This is a genomic window from Enterococcus massiliensis (assembly GCF_001050095.1).
Taxonomy (GTDB): Bacteria; Bacillota; Bacilli; order Lactobacillales; family Enterococcaceae; genus Enterococcus_C; species Enterococcus_C songbeiensis.
The window spans coordinates 90664-106189 of the sequence record NZ_CVRN01000006.1; the positions used below are offsets into that span (position 1 = coordinate 90664).

17 protein-coding genes are annotated in these 15526 nt (G+C 42.2%); all 17 read left to right on the plus strand.

The window, feature by feature from the left end; translation table 11 throughout:
* Positions 1 to 38 precede the first annotated feature (38 nt).
* Positions 39 to 668, plus strand: coding sequence for a DNA-3-methyladenine glycosylase (locus BN1875_RS05200; protein WP_048603794.1), 630 nt, complete (start codon positions 39 to 41; stop codon positions 666 to 668).
* Positions 661 to 1143, plus strand: a complete 483-nt coding sequence (locus BN1875_RS05205; RefSeq protein ID WP_048603795.1) for a DUF3013 family protein — start codon at positions 661 to 663, stop codon at positions 1141 to 1143. Before BN1875_RS05200 ends, BN1875_RS05205 begins: the two co-directional genes overlap by 8 nt.
* Positions 1144 to 1188: 45 nt before the next feature.
* Complete coding sequence (prmA, locus tag BN1875_RS05210; protein ID WP_048603796.1) at positions 1189 to 2133, plus strand: 50S ribosomal protein L11 methyltransferase; 945 nt, start codon at positions 1189 to 1191, stop codon at positions 2131 to 2133.
* A gap of 2 nt (positions 2134 to 2135) precedes the next feature.
* Positions 2136 to 2888, plus strand: a complete 753-nt coding sequence (locus BN1875_RS05215) for a 16S rRNA (uracil(1498)-N(3))-methyltransferase (RefSeq protein ID WP_048603797.1) — start codon at positions 2136 to 2138, stop codon at positions 2886 to 2888.
* A gap of 5 nt (positions 2889 to 2893) precedes the next feature.
* Complete coding sequence (locus BN1875_RS05220; protein WP_048603798.1) at positions 2894 to 3553, plus strand: beta/alpha barrel domain-containing protein; 660 nt, start codon at positions 2894 to 2896, stop codon at positions 3551 to 3553.
* A gap of 98 nt (positions 3554 to 3651) precedes the next feature.
* On the plus strand, positions 3652 to 5856 hold the full coding sequence (locus BN1875_RS05225) for a RelA/SpoT family protein (RefSeq protein WP_048603799.1): 2205 nt from the start codon (positions 3652 to 3654) through the stop codon (positions 5854 to 5856).
* Positions 5857 to 5862: 6 nt separating this feature from the next.
* Positions 5863 to 6306, plus strand: a complete 444-nt coding sequence (gene dtd / locus BN1875_RS05230) for a D-aminoacyl-tRNA deacylase (protein ID WP_048603800.1) — start codon at positions 5863 to 5865, stop codon at positions 6304 to 6306.
* 131 nt (positions 6307 to 6437) lie between these two features.
* A complete protein-coding gene (locus tag BN1875_RS05235) occupies positions 6438 to 6929 on the plus strand; it encodes a PH domain-containing protein (protein WP_048604178.1) in 492 nt (163 codons plus the stop codon).
* Positions 6922 to 8388 (plus strand): PH domain-containing protein, encoded by a 1467-nt coding sequence (locus tag BN1875_RS05240; protein WP_048603801.1) that lies wholly within the window; start codon positions 6922 to 6924, stop codon positions 8386 to 8388. Before BN1875_RS05235 ends, BN1875_RS05240 begins: the two co-directional genes overlap by 8 nt.
* A 152-nt stretch (positions 8389 to 8540) precedes the next feature.
* Positions 8541 to 9041, plus strand: a complete 501-nt coding sequence (locus BN1875_RS05245; protein WP_048603802.1) for a methylated-DNA--[protein]-cysteine S-methyltransferase — start codon at positions 8541 to 8543, stop codon at positions 9039 to 9041.
* 98 nt (positions 9042 to 9139) lie between these two features.
* Positions 9140 to 10804 (plus strand): phosphoenolpyruvate carboxykinase (ATP), encoded by a 1665-nt coding sequence (locus BN1875_RS05250; protein ID WP_048603803.1) that lies wholly within the window; start codon positions 9140 to 9142, stop codon positions 10802 to 10804.
* 42 nt (positions 10805 to 10846) lie between these two features.
* Positions 10847 to 11467, plus strand: a complete 621-nt coding sequence (locus tag BN1875_RS05255) for a GyrI-like domain-containing protein (RefSeq protein ID WP_048603804.1) — start codon at positions 10847 to 10849, stop codon at positions 11465 to 11467.
* Between the two features lie 88 nt (positions 11468 to 11555).
* Positions 11556 to 11747: a hypothetical protein gene (locus tag BN1875_RS05260; protein ID WP_048603805.1), complete on the plus strand. Its 192-nt coding sequence runs from the start codon at positions 11556 to 11558 to the stop codon at positions 11745 to 11747.
* 140 nt (positions 11748 to 11887) lie between these two features.
* Positions 11888 to 13390, plus strand: coding sequence for a phosphohexomutase domain-containing protein (locus tag BN1875_RS05265; RefSeq protein ID WP_048603806.1), 1503 nt, complete (start codon positions 11888 to 11890; stop codon positions 13388 to 13390).
* Between the two features lie 56 nt (positions 13391 to 13446).
* A complete protein-coding gene (locus tag BN1875_RS05270) occupies positions 13447 to 13653 on the plus strand; it encodes a hypothetical protein (RefSeq protein WP_048603807.1) in 207 nt (68 codons plus the stop codon).
* 128 nt (positions 13654 to 13781) lie between these two features.
* Entirely contained in the window at positions 13782 to 14456 is a 675-nt protein-coding gene (gene sapR / locus BN1875_RS05275) for a two-component system response regulator SapR (protein WP_048603808.1), read from the plus strand.
* A gap of 9 nt (positions 14457 to 14465) precedes the next feature.
* A complete protein-coding gene (gene sapS / locus BN1875_RS05280; RefSeq protein WP_048603809.1) occupies positions 14466 to 15491 on the plus strand; it encodes a two-component system sensor histidine kinase SapS in 1026 nt (341 codons plus the stop codon).
* Positions 15492 to 15526 lie beyond the last annotated feature (35 nt).

Genomic DNA, 15526 nt, shown 5'->3' on the forward strand with positions numbered 1-15526 from the left:
TGCCGCTACAATTGTGTAAAATAGATGGGGTGAGGAAAATGAAAAAAACGATTGAACTGTTTAATACAAACTCAACGCCGGAAATCGCCCGCTATTTGCTAGGGATGTATTTGGAACATGATACGCCACAAGGAAAAATCGGCGGCTACATCGTTGATTGTGAAGCCTATCTTGGACCAGACGATCAAGCTGCCCATAGTTTTGGCATGCGTCGAACACCGCGAGTTCGAGCGATGTATGAAAAGCCCGGCACGATTTATTTATATACGATGCACACCCATTTAATTTTGAACATGATTACACAACCGGAAGGAACACCTCAAGGAGTGATGATCCGAGGATTAGAACCAGCCGAAGGGTTGCTCCAAATGAGTGAGAATCGAGGCGGACGGCAAGGGGCAGAGCTTGCTAACGGTCCCGGGAAATTAGTGGCGGCATTAGGAATCACGCCCGATTTTTATGGACGTTCTATTTTTACCAGTGATTTACATCTTTTACCAGAAAAGAAAAAAGAACCAAAAGAGATTTTGGCGTTGCCTCGGATCGGGATTCCCAATAAAGGAATTTGGACGGAGATGCCGCTGCGTTTTGCCGTCAAGGGCAATCCGTTTATCTCACAACAAAAGAAAGCACAAATCGAAACGGATTGGGGATGGAAAAATGGCTAAACTGACTATGTTGGATTATTTAAACGAACAGTTGACGAAACACTTGAATGACTATGAGGTGGCACTGGATTGGGATATGAAAAACCATACGATTGAGTTAGTAATTCGGCTTTTTGCGGAAAACCCTGCTCATTTGACGATTGATGATGCAGAAGGCGTGGCGTCAGAAGAAGCAATCATTGAATTTGAAGACGGTATTTTACTGTATGATCCAAAAAAATCAATTGTTGATGAGGAAGAGTATTTGACAGTGATTCCTTATGAAGGGAAAAAAGGTGCGTCAAAGGCTCAATTAAAAGGAATGGTTGCCTATTTGAAGGATGTATTGGATCAAGGACAAAGTGATTTGTTGGACTTTTTAACGGACGAAGACCAGGAGGTTTTTGAATTGGTTTGGGAGCAGGAAAAATTTCTTGAAGCAATCGAAAAATACCCACAGGAGCAAGCCCTATACGTTCCTTATCCTAGCTATTAACAAAAAAATGAGAAGCAGACTAAATACGAACAAGGGAGCAAACCGATGAAATGGAATGAAGTAAAAGTGGAAACTGCCAGTGAGGCGGTAGAGGCAGTTGCCAACTGTCTAATGGAAGCTGGTGCCAGCGGAGTAGCCATTGAAGATGCCTTAGACGTCGCAAATTTTCAAAGCGATCCATACGGTGAAATTCTTGATCCGGCTACCTACACGAGTTTAGAGGAAGGGGCACTGGTAAAGGCATATTTTCCAGAGACCACTTTTTTACCGGAGATTCTGCCCGCTATCAAGGAAACCATCCGTCAACTCCCAAATTATGGGTTGGCTATTGGTAAAAATAAGGTGACGGTCAGCGAAGTTTCAGATACAGACTGGGCGACTGCCTGGAAAAAATATTATCATCCAGTGAGAATCAGCCGATATCTGACGATTGTGCCTAGTTGGGAAACATATCAACCGGTTCATAAGGATGAAAAAATTATCACTCTTGATCCGGGAATGGCATTTGGAACAGGAACCCACCCAACGACCCGCTTGACGTTGCAAGCGTTGGAAGTTGCACTGCGAGGCGGAGAAACCGTCTTGGATGTGGGAACTGGTTCGGGGGTATTAAGTATCGCCAGTAAACATTTCGGCGCAAAAACGGTTCAAGCTTTTGATTTGGATGAAGTAGCTGTCCGTTCTGCGAAGGAAAATATGGCATTAAATCCGATTGCAGCAGATGTCACTGTGTCCGCCAATAACTTGTTGGCAGGAATCACTGTGTCGGCAGATGTGATTGTCGCCAATATTTTAGCCGATATTATTTTACTGTTGATCCCAGATGCTTATCGGTTATTGAAACCAGATGGAACCTTGATTGTTTCTGGAATTATCGAAGAGAAGAAGCAATTAGTGATTGATAAAATGACGGAAGCCGGCTTTTTTGTCGATCAAATCTTTTCTCAAAAAGATTGGTATGCAATTCTCTTGAAGAAGACCGAGGAATAGCCATGCAACGATATATTTTAGATGAAACGTACCCAATGGCTACCATCGAATTGACTGGGGAACCCTACCATCATATCGTTCGGGTGATGCGGATGCAGGCAGGAGATCAAGTGTATCTGGTTTTTCGCAATCAAGTGACAATCGTTGCTGAAATCAGCGAGATCACCGAGAATTCGGTTTTTCTTGAGGAAAAACACAAAGAAGAACAGCAAAAAGAATTGCCCATTGCAATCACCATCGCCAGCGGATTTCCGAAGGGAGATAAGTTGGAATGGATCGTTCAAAAAGGAACAGAATTGGGTGCAGCCGGATTTATCGGTTTTCCCGCAGAAGCCTCTGTGGTGAAATGGGATCAAAAAAAACGTGAAAAAAAACAGCAACGTTTAGAAAAGATTGCCCAAGAAGCCGCCGAGCAGTCGCAACGACAAGTTCTGCCAAGCGTTGAGCTGATGGATCGGTCCTCTTTTTTTGCTACACTTGGAGAGTATGATGTGCTCGTGATTGCCTATGAAGAAGCCGCAAAAGAAGGCGAGCTAGCCCATTTGGCACAAGTGCTGCAAAAAATGAAAACCGGACAACAATTGTTAGCGGTATTCGGACCGGAAGGCGGAATTTTACCGAAAGAAATTGAAAGATTAACGGAAGCCGGCGGGATTCTTTGTGGGTTAGGTCCGAGAATTTTACGAACCGAAACAGCGCCATTGTATTTATTGAGTGCAGCCAGTTATCAATTGGAACTATTATCAAGGGAGTGAAAAAAATGCTTTTACGGGAACGAATCAGCTTGCGGATTCTTGATGCTGCAATGACCGACTGGGATTTTAAAGACTATCTTTTACAGCTTTCGGAAGAAAAAATCAAAGAAATCGTTGTTTTGCCAAGTTATTTGCGACGTGCCAAACAATTGCTGTCCTTTACGGATATAAAAATCGGTACCGTGATTGATTACCCGCTTGGTGTCGGGACGACCGGCAAAAAAGCCTTTGAAGTGGGGCAAGCTTTTCGGGATGGTGCAGATTTTTTGGAATTGACCATCAGCCCCGTCATTTTATTGGGAGCAGAAGCGGAAGAATTGTCTGACGCGTTGCGGGCACTTGCCGTAGCATGGGGTGAAATTCGCCTGCAATTGGATACGACAGGAATGAAAGAATTGACGAAGATTGAATGTGCACAACGAATCAAGAAATTAGGCTGGCGGTATGTGGTACTTGGCGAAGCTTCCACGATAGAAGAAGCGGTGCATAATGCTACAATTTTTGAATACGATGGCGGCAAACAACTGATTCTTCAAATCAATGTAGAAAAAGCAGATCCGGCGATAATCACAGAATTAGTTCAACAAGGAATCGATTATTTCGGGGTTCGCCAAGTGGATTTAGCAGATTTGTCTTTAGCCATTCAAAAAGCAGAGGAACATTGAAAAATGAAGTAAAACTATTGTATAATGACGATAATAATTTGCGCAGTACCGCTGATTAGTGGTACTTTTATTTTTCTTGTCAAAAGGGGGCTTACAGGATGTCAAAAGAAGTAATTATGTCAGGACCAGGTGTAATCAAATTGGTCGGACATTATATGAGTGACGAACATGTGGCATTTGTAAAAAAAGCGTTGGATTATGCAACCGAGGCCCACAAAGACCAGTTTCGAAAATCTGGTGAGCCGTATATTATCCATCCCATTCAAGTTGCTGGGATTTTAGCTGAATTGCGCATGGACCCGCACACTGTTGCCACGGGTTTTTTGCATGATGTTGTGGAAGATACGGAGGTCACCTTAGCGGATCTTAGTGAAGAATTCGGCGGCGACGTGGCCATGCTGGTAGATGGCGTGACAAAATTAGGAAAAATCAAATACAAATCCCATGAAGAGCAATTAGCAGAAAACCACCGGAAAATGCTGTTGGCAATGGCACAGGATCTGCGGGTAATCATGGTTAAATTGGCAGATCGTCTTCACAATATGCGGACATTGAAACATCTGCGAGAAGACAAGCAACGCCGTATCGCCAAAGAAACGCTGGAAATCTATGCCCCTCTTGCCCATCGTTTAGGGATCAGTCGCGTGAAGTGGGAACTGGAAGACACGGCATTGCGTTATTTGAATCCGCAACAATATTACCGTATCGTTCATTTGATGCAGTCTAAACGGGAAGAGCGAGAAGCTTATATCTCAACGGCAGTAGAAGAAATTCGTTTAGCTACTGAAGAATTGGATATTTTTGCGGAAATCTATGGACGCCCCAAACATATTTATTCTATCTACCGCAAAATGAAGGATCAAAAAAAACAATTCAATGAAATTTATGATTTGCTGGCAATCCGAGTGCTGGTGGATTCTATCAAAGATTGTTATGCGGTTTTGGGAACGATCCATACCAAATGGAAACCCATGCCTGGTCGCTTTAAAGATTATATCGCCATGCCTAAAGCCAATATGTACCAATCCCTGCACACTACTGTAATTGGCCCTTATGGCAATCCTGTGGAAATTCAAATTCGGACCCATGAAATGCATGAAATTGCCGAATTCGGGGTTGCAGCACACTGGGCTTATAAAGAAGGTAAGACGGAAAAAGTCAAACCAGATAAGATGACCCAACAAGTAGGCTGGTTCAAAGAAATTTTAGAATTGCAGGACGATAGCTATGATGCCTCCGAATTTATGGAAGGCGTTAAAGGGGATATTTTCAGCGACAAAGTGTATGTTTTTACCCCAAAAGGCGATGTTACCGAACTGCCGCAAGGATCCGGACCGCTAGATTTTGCTTATAGTATCCATACCGATGTAGGAAATAAAACAACCGGTGCTAAAATAAACGGCAAAATGGTACAGCTGGATTACAAATTAAAAAATGGCGATATCGTTGAGATTATGACCTCACCAAATTCGTTTGGACCTAGCCGTGACTGGTTGAAGCTGGTGGCCACCAGCAAAGCAAAAAATAAAATCAAACGGTTCTTTAAATCCCAAGACCGGGAAGAAAATATCAACAAAGGCCATGATTCTGTTTATAAATGTTTGCAGGAGATGGATTTTGTTCCAAAAGATATTTTGACGAAGAACAAATTGACGGAGGTACTGGAACGGTTTAATTATCAAACAGAAGATGATTTGTACGCAGCAGTAGGTTTTGGCGAAGTCAGTCCAACGACTGTTGCAAATCGTTTAACAGAAGAAGAACGTCGAGAGAAACAATTAGAAAAACAAAAGCAGCAAGTGAAAGAATTGATGAACCAACCGAAAAAAGAAGAAAAAATGAAGGTTCGTCATGAAGGTGGAATTGTGATCGAAGGGGTGGACAACCTGTTGATCCGCATCAGCCGTTGCTGTAATCCGATTCCCGGAGATAAAATTGTTGGGTATATTACCAAAGGACGTGGGATTTCCATCCACCGCAGTGATTGTCCAAATGTTCAATCGGAGGATGCTGAAAAACGGTTGATTGAAGTGGAATGGGAAGATACTTCCAATTCATCGAAGGAATACGATGCTGATTTGGAAATCTACGGCTACGATCGTTCCGGTTTGTTGAACGATGTGCTGCAAACGGTCAATTCCATGACAAAAAAACTGCAAAGTGTCGAAGCTAAAACCAATAAAGACAAAATGGCAACGATTCGTTTGACGGTTGGAATTCAAAATGTCAAACACTTAAAAACAATCGTCGATAAAATCAAACAAGTACCGGAAGTTTACAGTGTCCGACGAATGAAGGGGTAGAGAAACGTGCGAGCAGTTATTCAACGGGTCAACCAAGCCAGTGTAAGTATTGAAGAGAAGGTGGTTGGCGAAATCAAAAAGGGATTCGTTATTTTGTTGGGCATTCACGAAACGGATACCGAAGCCGATGTAGATTATCTCGTGCGTAAAATTTCCTTGCTGAGGGTCTTTGAGGATGGGGAAGGAAAAATGAACCGGAACCTTGCTGCAGCTCAAGGAAGTGTCTTGAGTATCTCCCAATTTACGCTGTTTGCTGAAACGAAAAAAGGCAACCGCCCCAGCTTTATTCAGGCAGCACGACCAGAACAGGCAATCCCGTTATACGAACGCTTCAATCAAGGAATCGCCGCTGCGGGTATCCCAATTTCTACAGGGGTATTCGGTGGCGACATGCAAGTCGCATTGGTCAATGACGGTCCGGTGACGATCATCATTGACACAAAGGAATAGAAAAAAACGATGGAACTTCATTTGAGGTTCCATTTTCTGTTTTTGGGAGTAGACGATGGGAACCTTTTCGCGGTACTATGAACAAAGGGAAAATTAGTATAAAAATGAAAAAAAGAAATGTGGGAAAAACGATGGATTATCCTTTATTACCGAAACAAATGCCGCAGCGAATCAAAGCGGTATGGCGTAAAAGCAATTATGTAACAATGGGAATTTTTTTCTTCGTGGGGATTGCAGGAGCTGCAGCTTTGGTCTGGTTTGATCAATTAAAAGGCGTTGGCGGATGGATTCTCCTTGGTTATTTTGTTATCCTTGCACTGATTTTTGCGTTATTGATGGCGCTGATTCCTTATCGTTATACATTTCATCGCTACGAGATCACCACAGAGGACATTGCCTTTCAAAATGGATTTATTTTCCGTTCAATCACCTATGTTCCTATGAATCGAATCCAACATGTGGAGACTGAACAGGGGCCTTTTTTGAGACAGGAAAATCTAATGGAAATTGTAATTCATACGGCGGCAACCAGCCATCATATCGCTGGTTTGGACGTGGAGGAGGCAATGGCTTTGCGGCAGCAAATCATTGAGTTAGTAAAGGCGGCGAAAGAGGATGTCTGAGAAAAAAAGATTTCATCCGCTGGCATTGCTGATTTTTTTGTTGCAGGGAATCCGGACGTGGTTCTTTTTACTGGTTTTGCTGGTCATCAACGGCGGTATTTCTACTCTTTATGGAAAATTGGCGGCAGCAGCAATGGTGGTGTTGATCGTTGGGTCGGCTGTGGCAAATTATTTTTCTCAAGCCTATCAAATCTCCTCGGAAAAAATCATTATTTATCAGGGAATTTTTCGGAAACACGAAATTGATATTCCCTATGATCGAATCCAAACCGTCAAGCAACGGCAATGGTTCTTTTTCCAGCCCTTTCATGTAGTTCAACTGCTGATCGAAACCGCGGGAGGAGAAGCCGGCAAAGCGGAAGCTTCCTTACCGGCAGTTAATGAATCCTTGGTTCACGTAATCGAAGGCTATCGTATTCGAGAAAAAGCAGGAGATGGTTCCGTTTCGGAAGGGGAAAAACCAACAAGTGTTAATGCAGAACCGGCACCTTCTTACGTCTATCAAATCACCAATGGACAAATCCTTTTGTTCGGTTTAACTGATTTGAGTATTTTAGCAGCAGCGGCAACCTTGATTGTTTTTCTGGATGATTTTATTCCTGATGATTGGATCAATCAAGCTGTATCCACCTCCGAAAGTTTATTGCGGGCTGGCTGGATTTTACTGTTGGCAGTGGCACTGATTCTTTTATTGTTGTTGGCGGCGGTTTCTATTGCCAAGAATTTTTTGCAGTATTACAACTTTAAAGTCAGCAGACAGGGAAAGACTCTGACGATTGAAAGCGGCTTATTGGAGCGGCGGATTCAAAAAATTCCTTTGCAAAAAATCCAAGGAATCAAAATCCGGCAGCAAATTTTACGGCGATTGTTTGGTATTTCCTCGGTGGAATTGTTGTTGGCCGGTGGTCAGGAAGAGGAAAACAATGTCAGTAAAAAACTTTATTTCTTACCGATTGTTTCTGATGCACAACTGTATGACAGTCTTGATTTCTTATTGCCGGAATGGGCTTTTAACCCACCAAAGATTCAGTATGTTTCCCGTAGAAAAATAAGGTACTTTTGGCGCTGGATTTTATTGGTGGCAGTGCCGGCGATTGGAATCGGCAGCTACTTTAATCGCTGGTTTGCGGTAGGAGGAACAGTGATTGCAATATTTTTATTGTTGATTGCTTGGCTGGAAGCCCACTATCAAGGGTACGCGCTGCAAACCGATACTCGCTTGTGTGTGCAGACCTTTACTGGTTTTTCAAAAATCCAAACCTTTGTGGAACGAAGAAAAATCCAAGCCTTTTCCGAACGAACCACTCGTTGGCTGTATCGGAAAAAAATCGGGCATGTCAGTTTCTGGTTGAAAACGGGAACCGCACCGGAAAAAGTTTCCCTAAGTTTTCTTGATAAGTCAGCAATTGATGAAATGAAACAACTCTTTTTGAAGGAAAAATCGATCAATCGTTACTAAGAAATCTGAAAAACCGGCGATTGTCGGTTTTTTTTGTACTCTTTTCAATCGAATTTCTTCTTTTTTCGTATATAATAATGGAATCAATCAAGCACATTGAAGAAAATTATCCTCTTAGAAAAAGCGGATGGCAATAGAAGAAGGAGAGCAGGATGAATAAATTATTTTACGAAATATTTCCAATTGAGGAAACAAACTATCTCGTGGCCTCCACCGAAAAAGGCGTAGCCTATCTTGGACTGGAAGAAGATATCGCAGAATTGGCTCAATTTTTCAAAGGCTATCAAGCAATTCCAGAAGCGGGGCACAGCCAAGCAGCAATTCAGCAATTAACGGAGTATTTTGCTGGAGAGCGCCAAAATTTTGATTTGATTTACGACTTTGTCGGTACACCTTTTCAACAAAAAGTGTGGCGGGAATTAGTACAGGTCCCTTTTGGAAAAGTGGAAACCTACAGCGAGTTGGCAAAAAAAGTCGGCAATGAAAAAGGAGTGCGGGCGGTGGCGAATGCAGTGGGGCGCAATCCGCTGATGGTGGTTGTTCCTTGTCATCGAATCGTTGGAAAAAACGGCACCTTCACTGGGTATCGTGGCGGAATTCCCCTGAAAAAACGTCTGTTAGCCCATGAAGGAGTAACGACAATCAAAGAGTAGCTCGAGAGAATACAAGACAGAATTCTCCAATTGTATTATAATGAATGCATTAAGTAAGCGCTTTTATTTTAATAAACTATTTGATTGGAGGCTACACCATGGCAACTGTCAAAACATTTTCAAGACCAAGCATTTCACCGGAAAATCCATTATTCTCAAGTTTTAAGACAATGATCGAATCGGCTTTTTACGGCAATAATGTGCAAACAATCAGTGAGTTGCAAGAAGCGTATCAGCTTGCAAGCCAAGCGCCGGGGACGGTCGTTACCGATATGCCGGTTCTGCACACGAAAGAATTGGGTTTGCCAACAGATGCAAAAGTGTTAGTGGCAAATGATGGAAAGATCGTTGGACGAACAGCGGCGGCTCGCCGCATCATCGGTCAACCGGGAATTGATGCGACCTATTATCAGGGAATTTTACGAGAAGCGCTGTATCAAGGTACGCATCGGAAATTTTATGCCAGTAACGTGGTGGTAGGATTGGATCCTGAGTTTATGGTTCAAAGTCACTTGATGGTCCCTGAAGGCTTTGAAATGAATTTCTATTCTTATTTGTTGAACTTTCAAATCGCTACCAAGGAAATCATGGATGTCTACCAAAATTCTTATGTTTATCCTGAAAACGATCTTTATCTTTACGCAGATCCTTACTGGACCCATCCAGATTTTCCAAACGGGTTGGCGCTATTTGATCCTGAACATAATGTAGCGGCGATTTTAGGGTTGCGCTATTTTGGCGAATTAAAAAAAGCGACCTTGACAATGGCATGGGCAACGGCCCACCGCAATGGCTTTGTCGCTTGTCATGGTGGGATGAAGCAGTACCATTTGGAAGACAAACAATATACGATGGCGGCGTTTGGTTTATCAGGATCAGGGAAATCGACCATTACTCTTGCCAAACATGGGGACAAATACAAGGTAGATGTGCTGCATGATGATGCGTTTGTCATTAGTAAAGAGGGCGGCACTACCACGGCGCTGGAGCCGGCTTATTTTGATAAAACCCAAGATTATCCGTTGACCAATGAGGCAGTCGATTATTTCTTGACTTGTCAAAACGTTGGAGTGACAGTCGATGAAGAAAATAAAAAAGTCATCGTGACCCAAGATATTCGTAATGGTAATGGACGAACGGTAAAATCCCGCTACGTGACGCCAAATCGGGTGGATCATTTGTCGGAAAAAATCGACGCAATCTTTTGGATTATGAAGGATGACAGTTTACCGCCTGTTGTGAAGATCGACGATCCAGTATTGGCTGCTGTTTTTGGATTGACCTTGGCGACAAAACGCTCAACGGCAGAAAATATCGTTGGCAAAGTAAACTTGGATCAATTGGTAATCGAACCGTTTGCCAATCCTTTCCGCTGTTATCCGTTGGGGCAGGATTATGCAGATTTTCGTGATTTGTTTGCGAAAAAAGATACTGCCTGCTATATTTTGAATACCGGATTTTTTGGTACGAAAAAAGTCACACCGCAGGTTACATTGGGAGCAATTGAAAAAATTGTGGAAGGCACTGCAGATTTTCGTGATTTTGGTCCAATGACGGCGATGTGTTATTTACCGATCGAAGGTTATGAGGTAGACTTGGAAAACAAGGACTATATTAGTCAATTGAAAAAACGAATGGAAAGCCGCTTAGACTTTATTTTGGCGCAAAAAGAAGCCAATGAAGGCTATAATGCCTTGCCGGAAGAAACGTCATTGTTGATTCAACATTTGATCATGGAGCTGGAAACATTGCAGCAAAATTAATCGATTGTCGTGGCAAGGATAGGGCAACTGGAGGAAGAAGAAATGGATGAAAAATTAGAATGGCGCAAAGAGCCTTGGTATAAAGCAAAGAAAAAACCAGAGCTTTTGACCTTGCCCCCACAAAATTATTTTATGATCGATGGCATCGGTGATCCCAATAAAGAAGATTTTCAACAACGAGTAGCCGCACTTTATCCAGTTGCTTATACGATTCGCATGAGTCAAAAAAATGCTTGGCAGATTCCTGATTTTCAGCTTTTCACTGTGTATCCTTTGGAAGGTCACTGGACGATCCAAGAAAAATATTATGGAGAAACCCAGTTGGTGAAAGATCATTTTGCTTACACGATGATGATTAAACAACCGGCATTCGTGACGTCAGAAATTGCCGCAGAAGCGTTAGCACGGGCAAAAACGAAAATCCCGGAGGAATTATTTCCGCTGATTCGTTTTGAAACGATTCCTGAAAAAGAAGTGGCACAAATCCTTCATCTCGGCAGTTATGATGATGAACCTGCAACTTTCGCTCAATTGGAAGAATTTATTGCGGCATCTGGTCATCAACGACTTTCAAAGGACCACAAAGAAATCTATTTGAGCGACCCGCGAAAAACCGCACCAGAAAAACTAAAAACAATTTTGCGGGTAGACGTTACAAAATAAGTTTCTCCTTTTGAAAAGTGTGTCTGGTTCGCTTCTTTTGGCGAAGCATGATAAGCTTAAATCATAAAGGAAAGGAGGCGCTTTCGCTATGCCAAAAGATTTAGATGATAAGTTGGAAAGATTAGCCAAACAAGCTAAAAAAGAAGACCCGTTTGATAAAATTGATGAGATGGAGAAAGAGCTGAATTTAGACGAAGAAATAGAGGATAAGTCGATGTTGGAAGATGTCTTAGAGGACACGCCTGCTGCCGCTGCAGATCAATTACGCCCGAAACAATAAATAATCGAAGTCCCTCTTGTGTGAGGGATTTTTTTTCAGCTCTTTTAAGTAAAAAATACTTAAAAAGGACTGCTTTTTGGGAAGTAGTTTGTTATACTTCATATAAAGCGATTACAACAAATGAGAATTGGGGCGATAAAATGGAAGAAGCATTGACAGTTTTGAGAAATGGATCGGATATTCGCGGCGTTGCCATTGCCACGGAAGAATTTCCAGCAACTTTGACACCTGAGGCAATGACTCAAATTGCCAATGGAATCGTTTATTGGCTGCGAAAAAACGATGAAGAAAAATACCTAGCTGGAAAGCTGATGCTTGGTATCGGACAAGACAGTCGAATCAGTGGGGATGATTTGAAGGCAGCTTTGGTGCAGCAATTGGTTTTGCAGGGAATCCAAGTCATTGATTTTCAGCTGGCGACTACGCCGGCGATGTTTATGAGTACCCGCTACCCTGAATTTGATTGTGATGCTGCAATCATGCTGACAGCCAGTCATTTGCCTTTTTATTATAACGGCGTAAAGCTATTTACAAGATCGGGAGGCGCAGAAAAAGAAGACATTCAAGTGATTTTGACTCATCCGCAGGTCAACGAAAACGGACAGGTGGGAACCGTCAAACAAGCACACTTACTGCCAAAATATTCGGCAGATCTGCTTGAAAAAATTCGGCGGAGCATTGGGGAGAAACAACCATTGCTTGGCTGGAAAATTGTGGTAGATGCCGGAAATGGTGCTGGCGGTTTTTTTGTGAAGATTTTACAAGAATTGGGAGCGGATACAACGGGCTCACAGTTTCTAACGCCAGATGGAATGTTTCCGAATCATATTCCCAATCCGGATAATGCTGAGGCAATGGCCAGCATCAAGGAAGCTGTTTTAGCAAATCAAGCAGATTTAGGAATTATTTTTGATACGGATGTGGATCGTGCGGCGGTAGTGACCGCCAGCGGGCAGGCGCTAAACCGCAACAATTTGATTGCAGTGTTAAGCAAAATTATTTTAAAAGAGCATCCGGGAACCAGTATCGTCACTAATTCCCCCACTTCCGATCATTTACGAAGGTTTATCGAAAACGCAGGTGGCAAGCAAGTGCGCTATATTTCCGGTTACCGTAACGTAATCAATAAAGCGATTCAATTAAATGAACAGGGAATCGACTCCCAATTAGCAATTGAAACTAGTGGACACGCAGCATTTAAAGAAAACTATTTTTTAGATGACGGTGCTTACGTGATTGCTAAACTATTGATGCTGCTTCCTGATTTAAAAAATCAAGGACAAACACTGGACACTTTGATTCAAGAATTGCAGCAGCCAGCTGAAACCGTGGAGGTCCGTTTTCCATTAAAAGCCGTAGATTATCATCAATTGGGAGAAAAAGTTATCGAACAATTAGGAAGTTGGAAGCAATCTGGCTGGCACATTGATTCAGAAAATGAAGAAGGGATTCGGATTCGTTTCGGCGAACCATTTGGCAATGGCTGGTTTCTTTTACGAATGAGTTTGCATGAGCCTTTATTGGTACTGCAAGTGGAAAATGATGTTGCAGGAAAGCTGTCGCTTATCTTGCGAAAATTGCAGGAATTTCTGGAACAATTTCCAGAAGTAGATCAGGAGAAACTGCTTTCAAAATTAAATTGACATCGTTTGCATTAAGGTGCATGATAAGAATAACAAGTGTAGAAACAGGTGGTTAGATGATTGTTGATGTGATTATTGGTTTGACGATTTTTACGTATGGGGTAAATTTTTTGGTCTTTCTCTATTTGAAGTATCGTCCAAAGCGGGATTGGCTGGAGCGGTTATCGATTTACTTTGGGGTAAATATGAGCTTACTGCTGGCAGATGGTGTCTTTTTATTCTTGGGAAAGATTTTTGAAGAAGGCATCTTGGTGATAGAATAAAATCTTAGTACAAGCGTCTGCAGGATTGTAGGCGCTTTTTTTGAACTTTTTATAAAAAAGCAAGCAGAGATTGGTGTTCTTCAAAAAAATTTGTTACCCTTAAACAAATGGCAAGGAGAGTCGAAAAAATGGCAAAAATCATGATCGTGGAAGACGAGAGCGTTATTCGTCAGCTTATTATGGAAGAATTGGGAAAATGGCAGTTTGAAACCTTTGGAACGACAGATTTTGAAAAAGTCTTTACAGATTTTGAAGCGGAAGAGCCACAGCTGATCTTGTTAGACATTAATTTACCGATTTTTGATGGCTATTACTGGTGTCAAAAGATCCGTGAAGTGTCAAAAGTACCGATTATTTTTATTTCCAGCCGCAATACCAACATGGATATGATTATGGCGATGAACATGGGGGCAGATGATTTTGTTACTAAACCCTTTGAGATTGATGTGTTGATTGCCAAAATCAATGCGTTATTGCGCCGATCCTACAATTATGCTCAAAACAGCAGTGAAACGCTGATTCATAAGGAGTTGACGCTGAATGTCGACAACAGCAGTGTGACTGTCAATGAAGAAGTGATCGATTTGAGTAAAAATGAATACCGTTTGTTGTATATCCTGATGAAAAATCACGGCAAGATTCTTTCCCGAGAAAAATTATTGCGGGCTTTATGGGATGACGAGCGCTTTGTGGATGATAATACCCTGACGGTGAATATCAATCGCTTGCGGCGGAAAATCGAACAAGCTGGAGTTGCTGGATATATTGAAACAAAGGTTGGGCAAGGCTATATTGTTCCGTAGAGGTGACTTATGCATATAAAAAACTATCTAAAAGATCGCTGGCTGCTATTTGTCGGCTGGGTGGTCTTCGTTTTATTGACTGCTTTTGTTTTATGGTTGGCACCTGATTTGCAAGTGGATTGGGGTACGCTCCTTTATCTGGCATTGTTAGAAGCCTTGGTTTTAACTTCTTTTTTGGTGGGGGATTATTTGTATAAGAAACGCTGGTGGAAAAAACTGCAAAGTGCAGATGGAGAAAGCACCATGCAAAATTATTTGACGGGTGCCCGCACCGAAGAAGAAAAAGTGCAACAGCGTTACATCAACCAACTGATTCGGGAGCATCAAGAAGCGATGCAGCAGGTCGTTGTCAATCAGCAGGAACAAAAAGATTACATTGATTCCTGGGTCCATGAAATCAAGGTACCTTTGGCAGCATCTCAACTTTTGTTGCGGTCGATTGAATTTGATATCCCTGATGACAAATACATGCAATTGGAAAATGAATTGGCAAAAATCGATGAATATGTGGAACAAGTCTTGTACTATGCCCGATTAGACAGTTTTTCCAAGGATTATCTGATTCAGGAATCGTCGTTAAAGGAAATTATTCAGCCGATCATCCGCAGTCAGGCGAATTACTTTATTCAAAAAAATATCCATTTTTCTGTGGAAGGGGAAGATCAGACCGTTTTGACAGATGCAAAGTGGATCGGCTTTATTTTTCGCCAACTTTTGACCAATGCGTTGAAATACACACCAACAAATGGAAAAGTGCTTATTTTGTTGAAAAAGGAACAGCAGGGCATCACGTTGCAGATGAAGGACAATGGTATCGGCATCCCTGAGGAAGATTTGCGGCGGATTTTTGATAAAGGCTTTACTGGCAGCAATGGACGATATAGCGAGACTCATTCAACAGGGTTGGGTCTGTATTTGGCAAAAAATTTGGCGGAACAATTGGGTGTGGAATTAACAGCCACTTCTACGGTTGGGCAAGGCACGACCATGAACTTGTTTTTTCCGGTGTTATCCTTTTTTCAGGAGCAAAAATAAAAAATCATGCGGCGGCATGATTTTTTTCTTGTCTA

What these genes read in the sequence shown, in the direction of transcription:
- BN1875_RS05200 (WP_048603794.1), top strand. Translation starts at nt 39, where the DNA reads ATGAAAAAAACGATTGAACTGTTTAATACAAACTCAACGCCGGAAATC.
- BN1875_RS05205 (WP_048603795.1), top strand. Translation starts at nt 661, where the DNA reads ATGGCTAAACTGACTATGTTGGATTATTTAAACGAACAGTTGACGAAA.
- prmA (WP_048603796.1), top strand. Translation starts at nt 1,189, where the DNA reads ATGAAATGGAATGAAGTAAAAGTGGAAACTGCCAGTGAGGCGGTAGAG.
- BN1875_RS05215 (WP_048603797.1), top strand. Translation starts at nt 2,136, where the DNA reads ATGCAACGATATATTTTAGATGAAACGTACCCAATGGCTACCATCGAA.
- BN1875_RS05220 (WP_048603798.1), top strand. Translation starts at nt 2,894, where the DNA reads ATGCTTTTACGGGAACGAATCAGCTTGCGGATTCTTGATGCTGCAATG.
- BN1875_RS05225 (WP_048603799.1), top strand. Translation starts at nt 3,652, where the DNA reads ATGTCAAAAGAAGTAATTATGTCAGGACCAGGTGTAATCAAATTGGTC.
- BN1875_RS05235 (WP_048604178.1), top strand. Translation starts at nt 6,438, where the DNA reads ATGGATTATCCTTTATTACCGAAACAAATGCCGCAGCGAATCAAAGCG.
- BN1875_RS05240 (WP_048603801.1), top strand. Translation starts at nt 6,922, where the DNA reads ATGTCTGAGAAAAAAAGATTTCATCCGCTGGCATTGCTGATTTTTTTG.
- BN1875_RS05245 (WP_048603802.1), top strand. Translation starts at nt 8,541, where the DNA reads ATGAATAAATTATTTTACGAAATATTTCCAATTGAGGAAACAAACTAT.
- BN1875_RS05250 (WP_048603803.1), top strand. Translation starts at nt 9,140, where the DNA reads ATGGCAACTGTCAAAACATTTTCAAGACCAAGCATTTCACCGGAAAAT.
- BN1875_RS05255 (WP_048603804.1), top strand. Translation starts at nt 10,847, where the DNA reads ATGGATGAAAAATTAGAATGGCGCAAAGAGCCTTGGTATAAAGCAAAG.
- BN1875_RS05260 (WP_048603805.1), top strand. Translation starts at nt 11,556, where the DNA reads ATGCCAAAAGATTTAGATGATAAGTTGGAAAGATTAGCCAAACAAGCT.
- BN1875_RS05265 (WP_048603806.1), top strand. Translation starts at nt 11,888, where the DNA reads ATGGAAGAAGCATTGACAGTTTTGAGAAATGGATCGGATATTCGCGGC.
- BN1875_RS05270 (WP_048603807.1), top strand. Translation starts at nt 13,447, where the DNA reads ATGATTGTTGATGTGATTATTGGTTTGACGATTTTTACGTATGGGGTA.
- sapR (WP_048603808.1), top strand. Translation starts at nt 13,782, where the DNA reads ATGGCAAAAATCATGATCGTGGAAGACGAGAGCGTTATTCGTCAGCTT.
- sapS (WP_048603809.1), top strand. Translation starts at nt 14,466, where the DNA reads ATGCATATAAAAAACTATCTAAAAGATCGCTGGCTGCTATTTGTCGGC.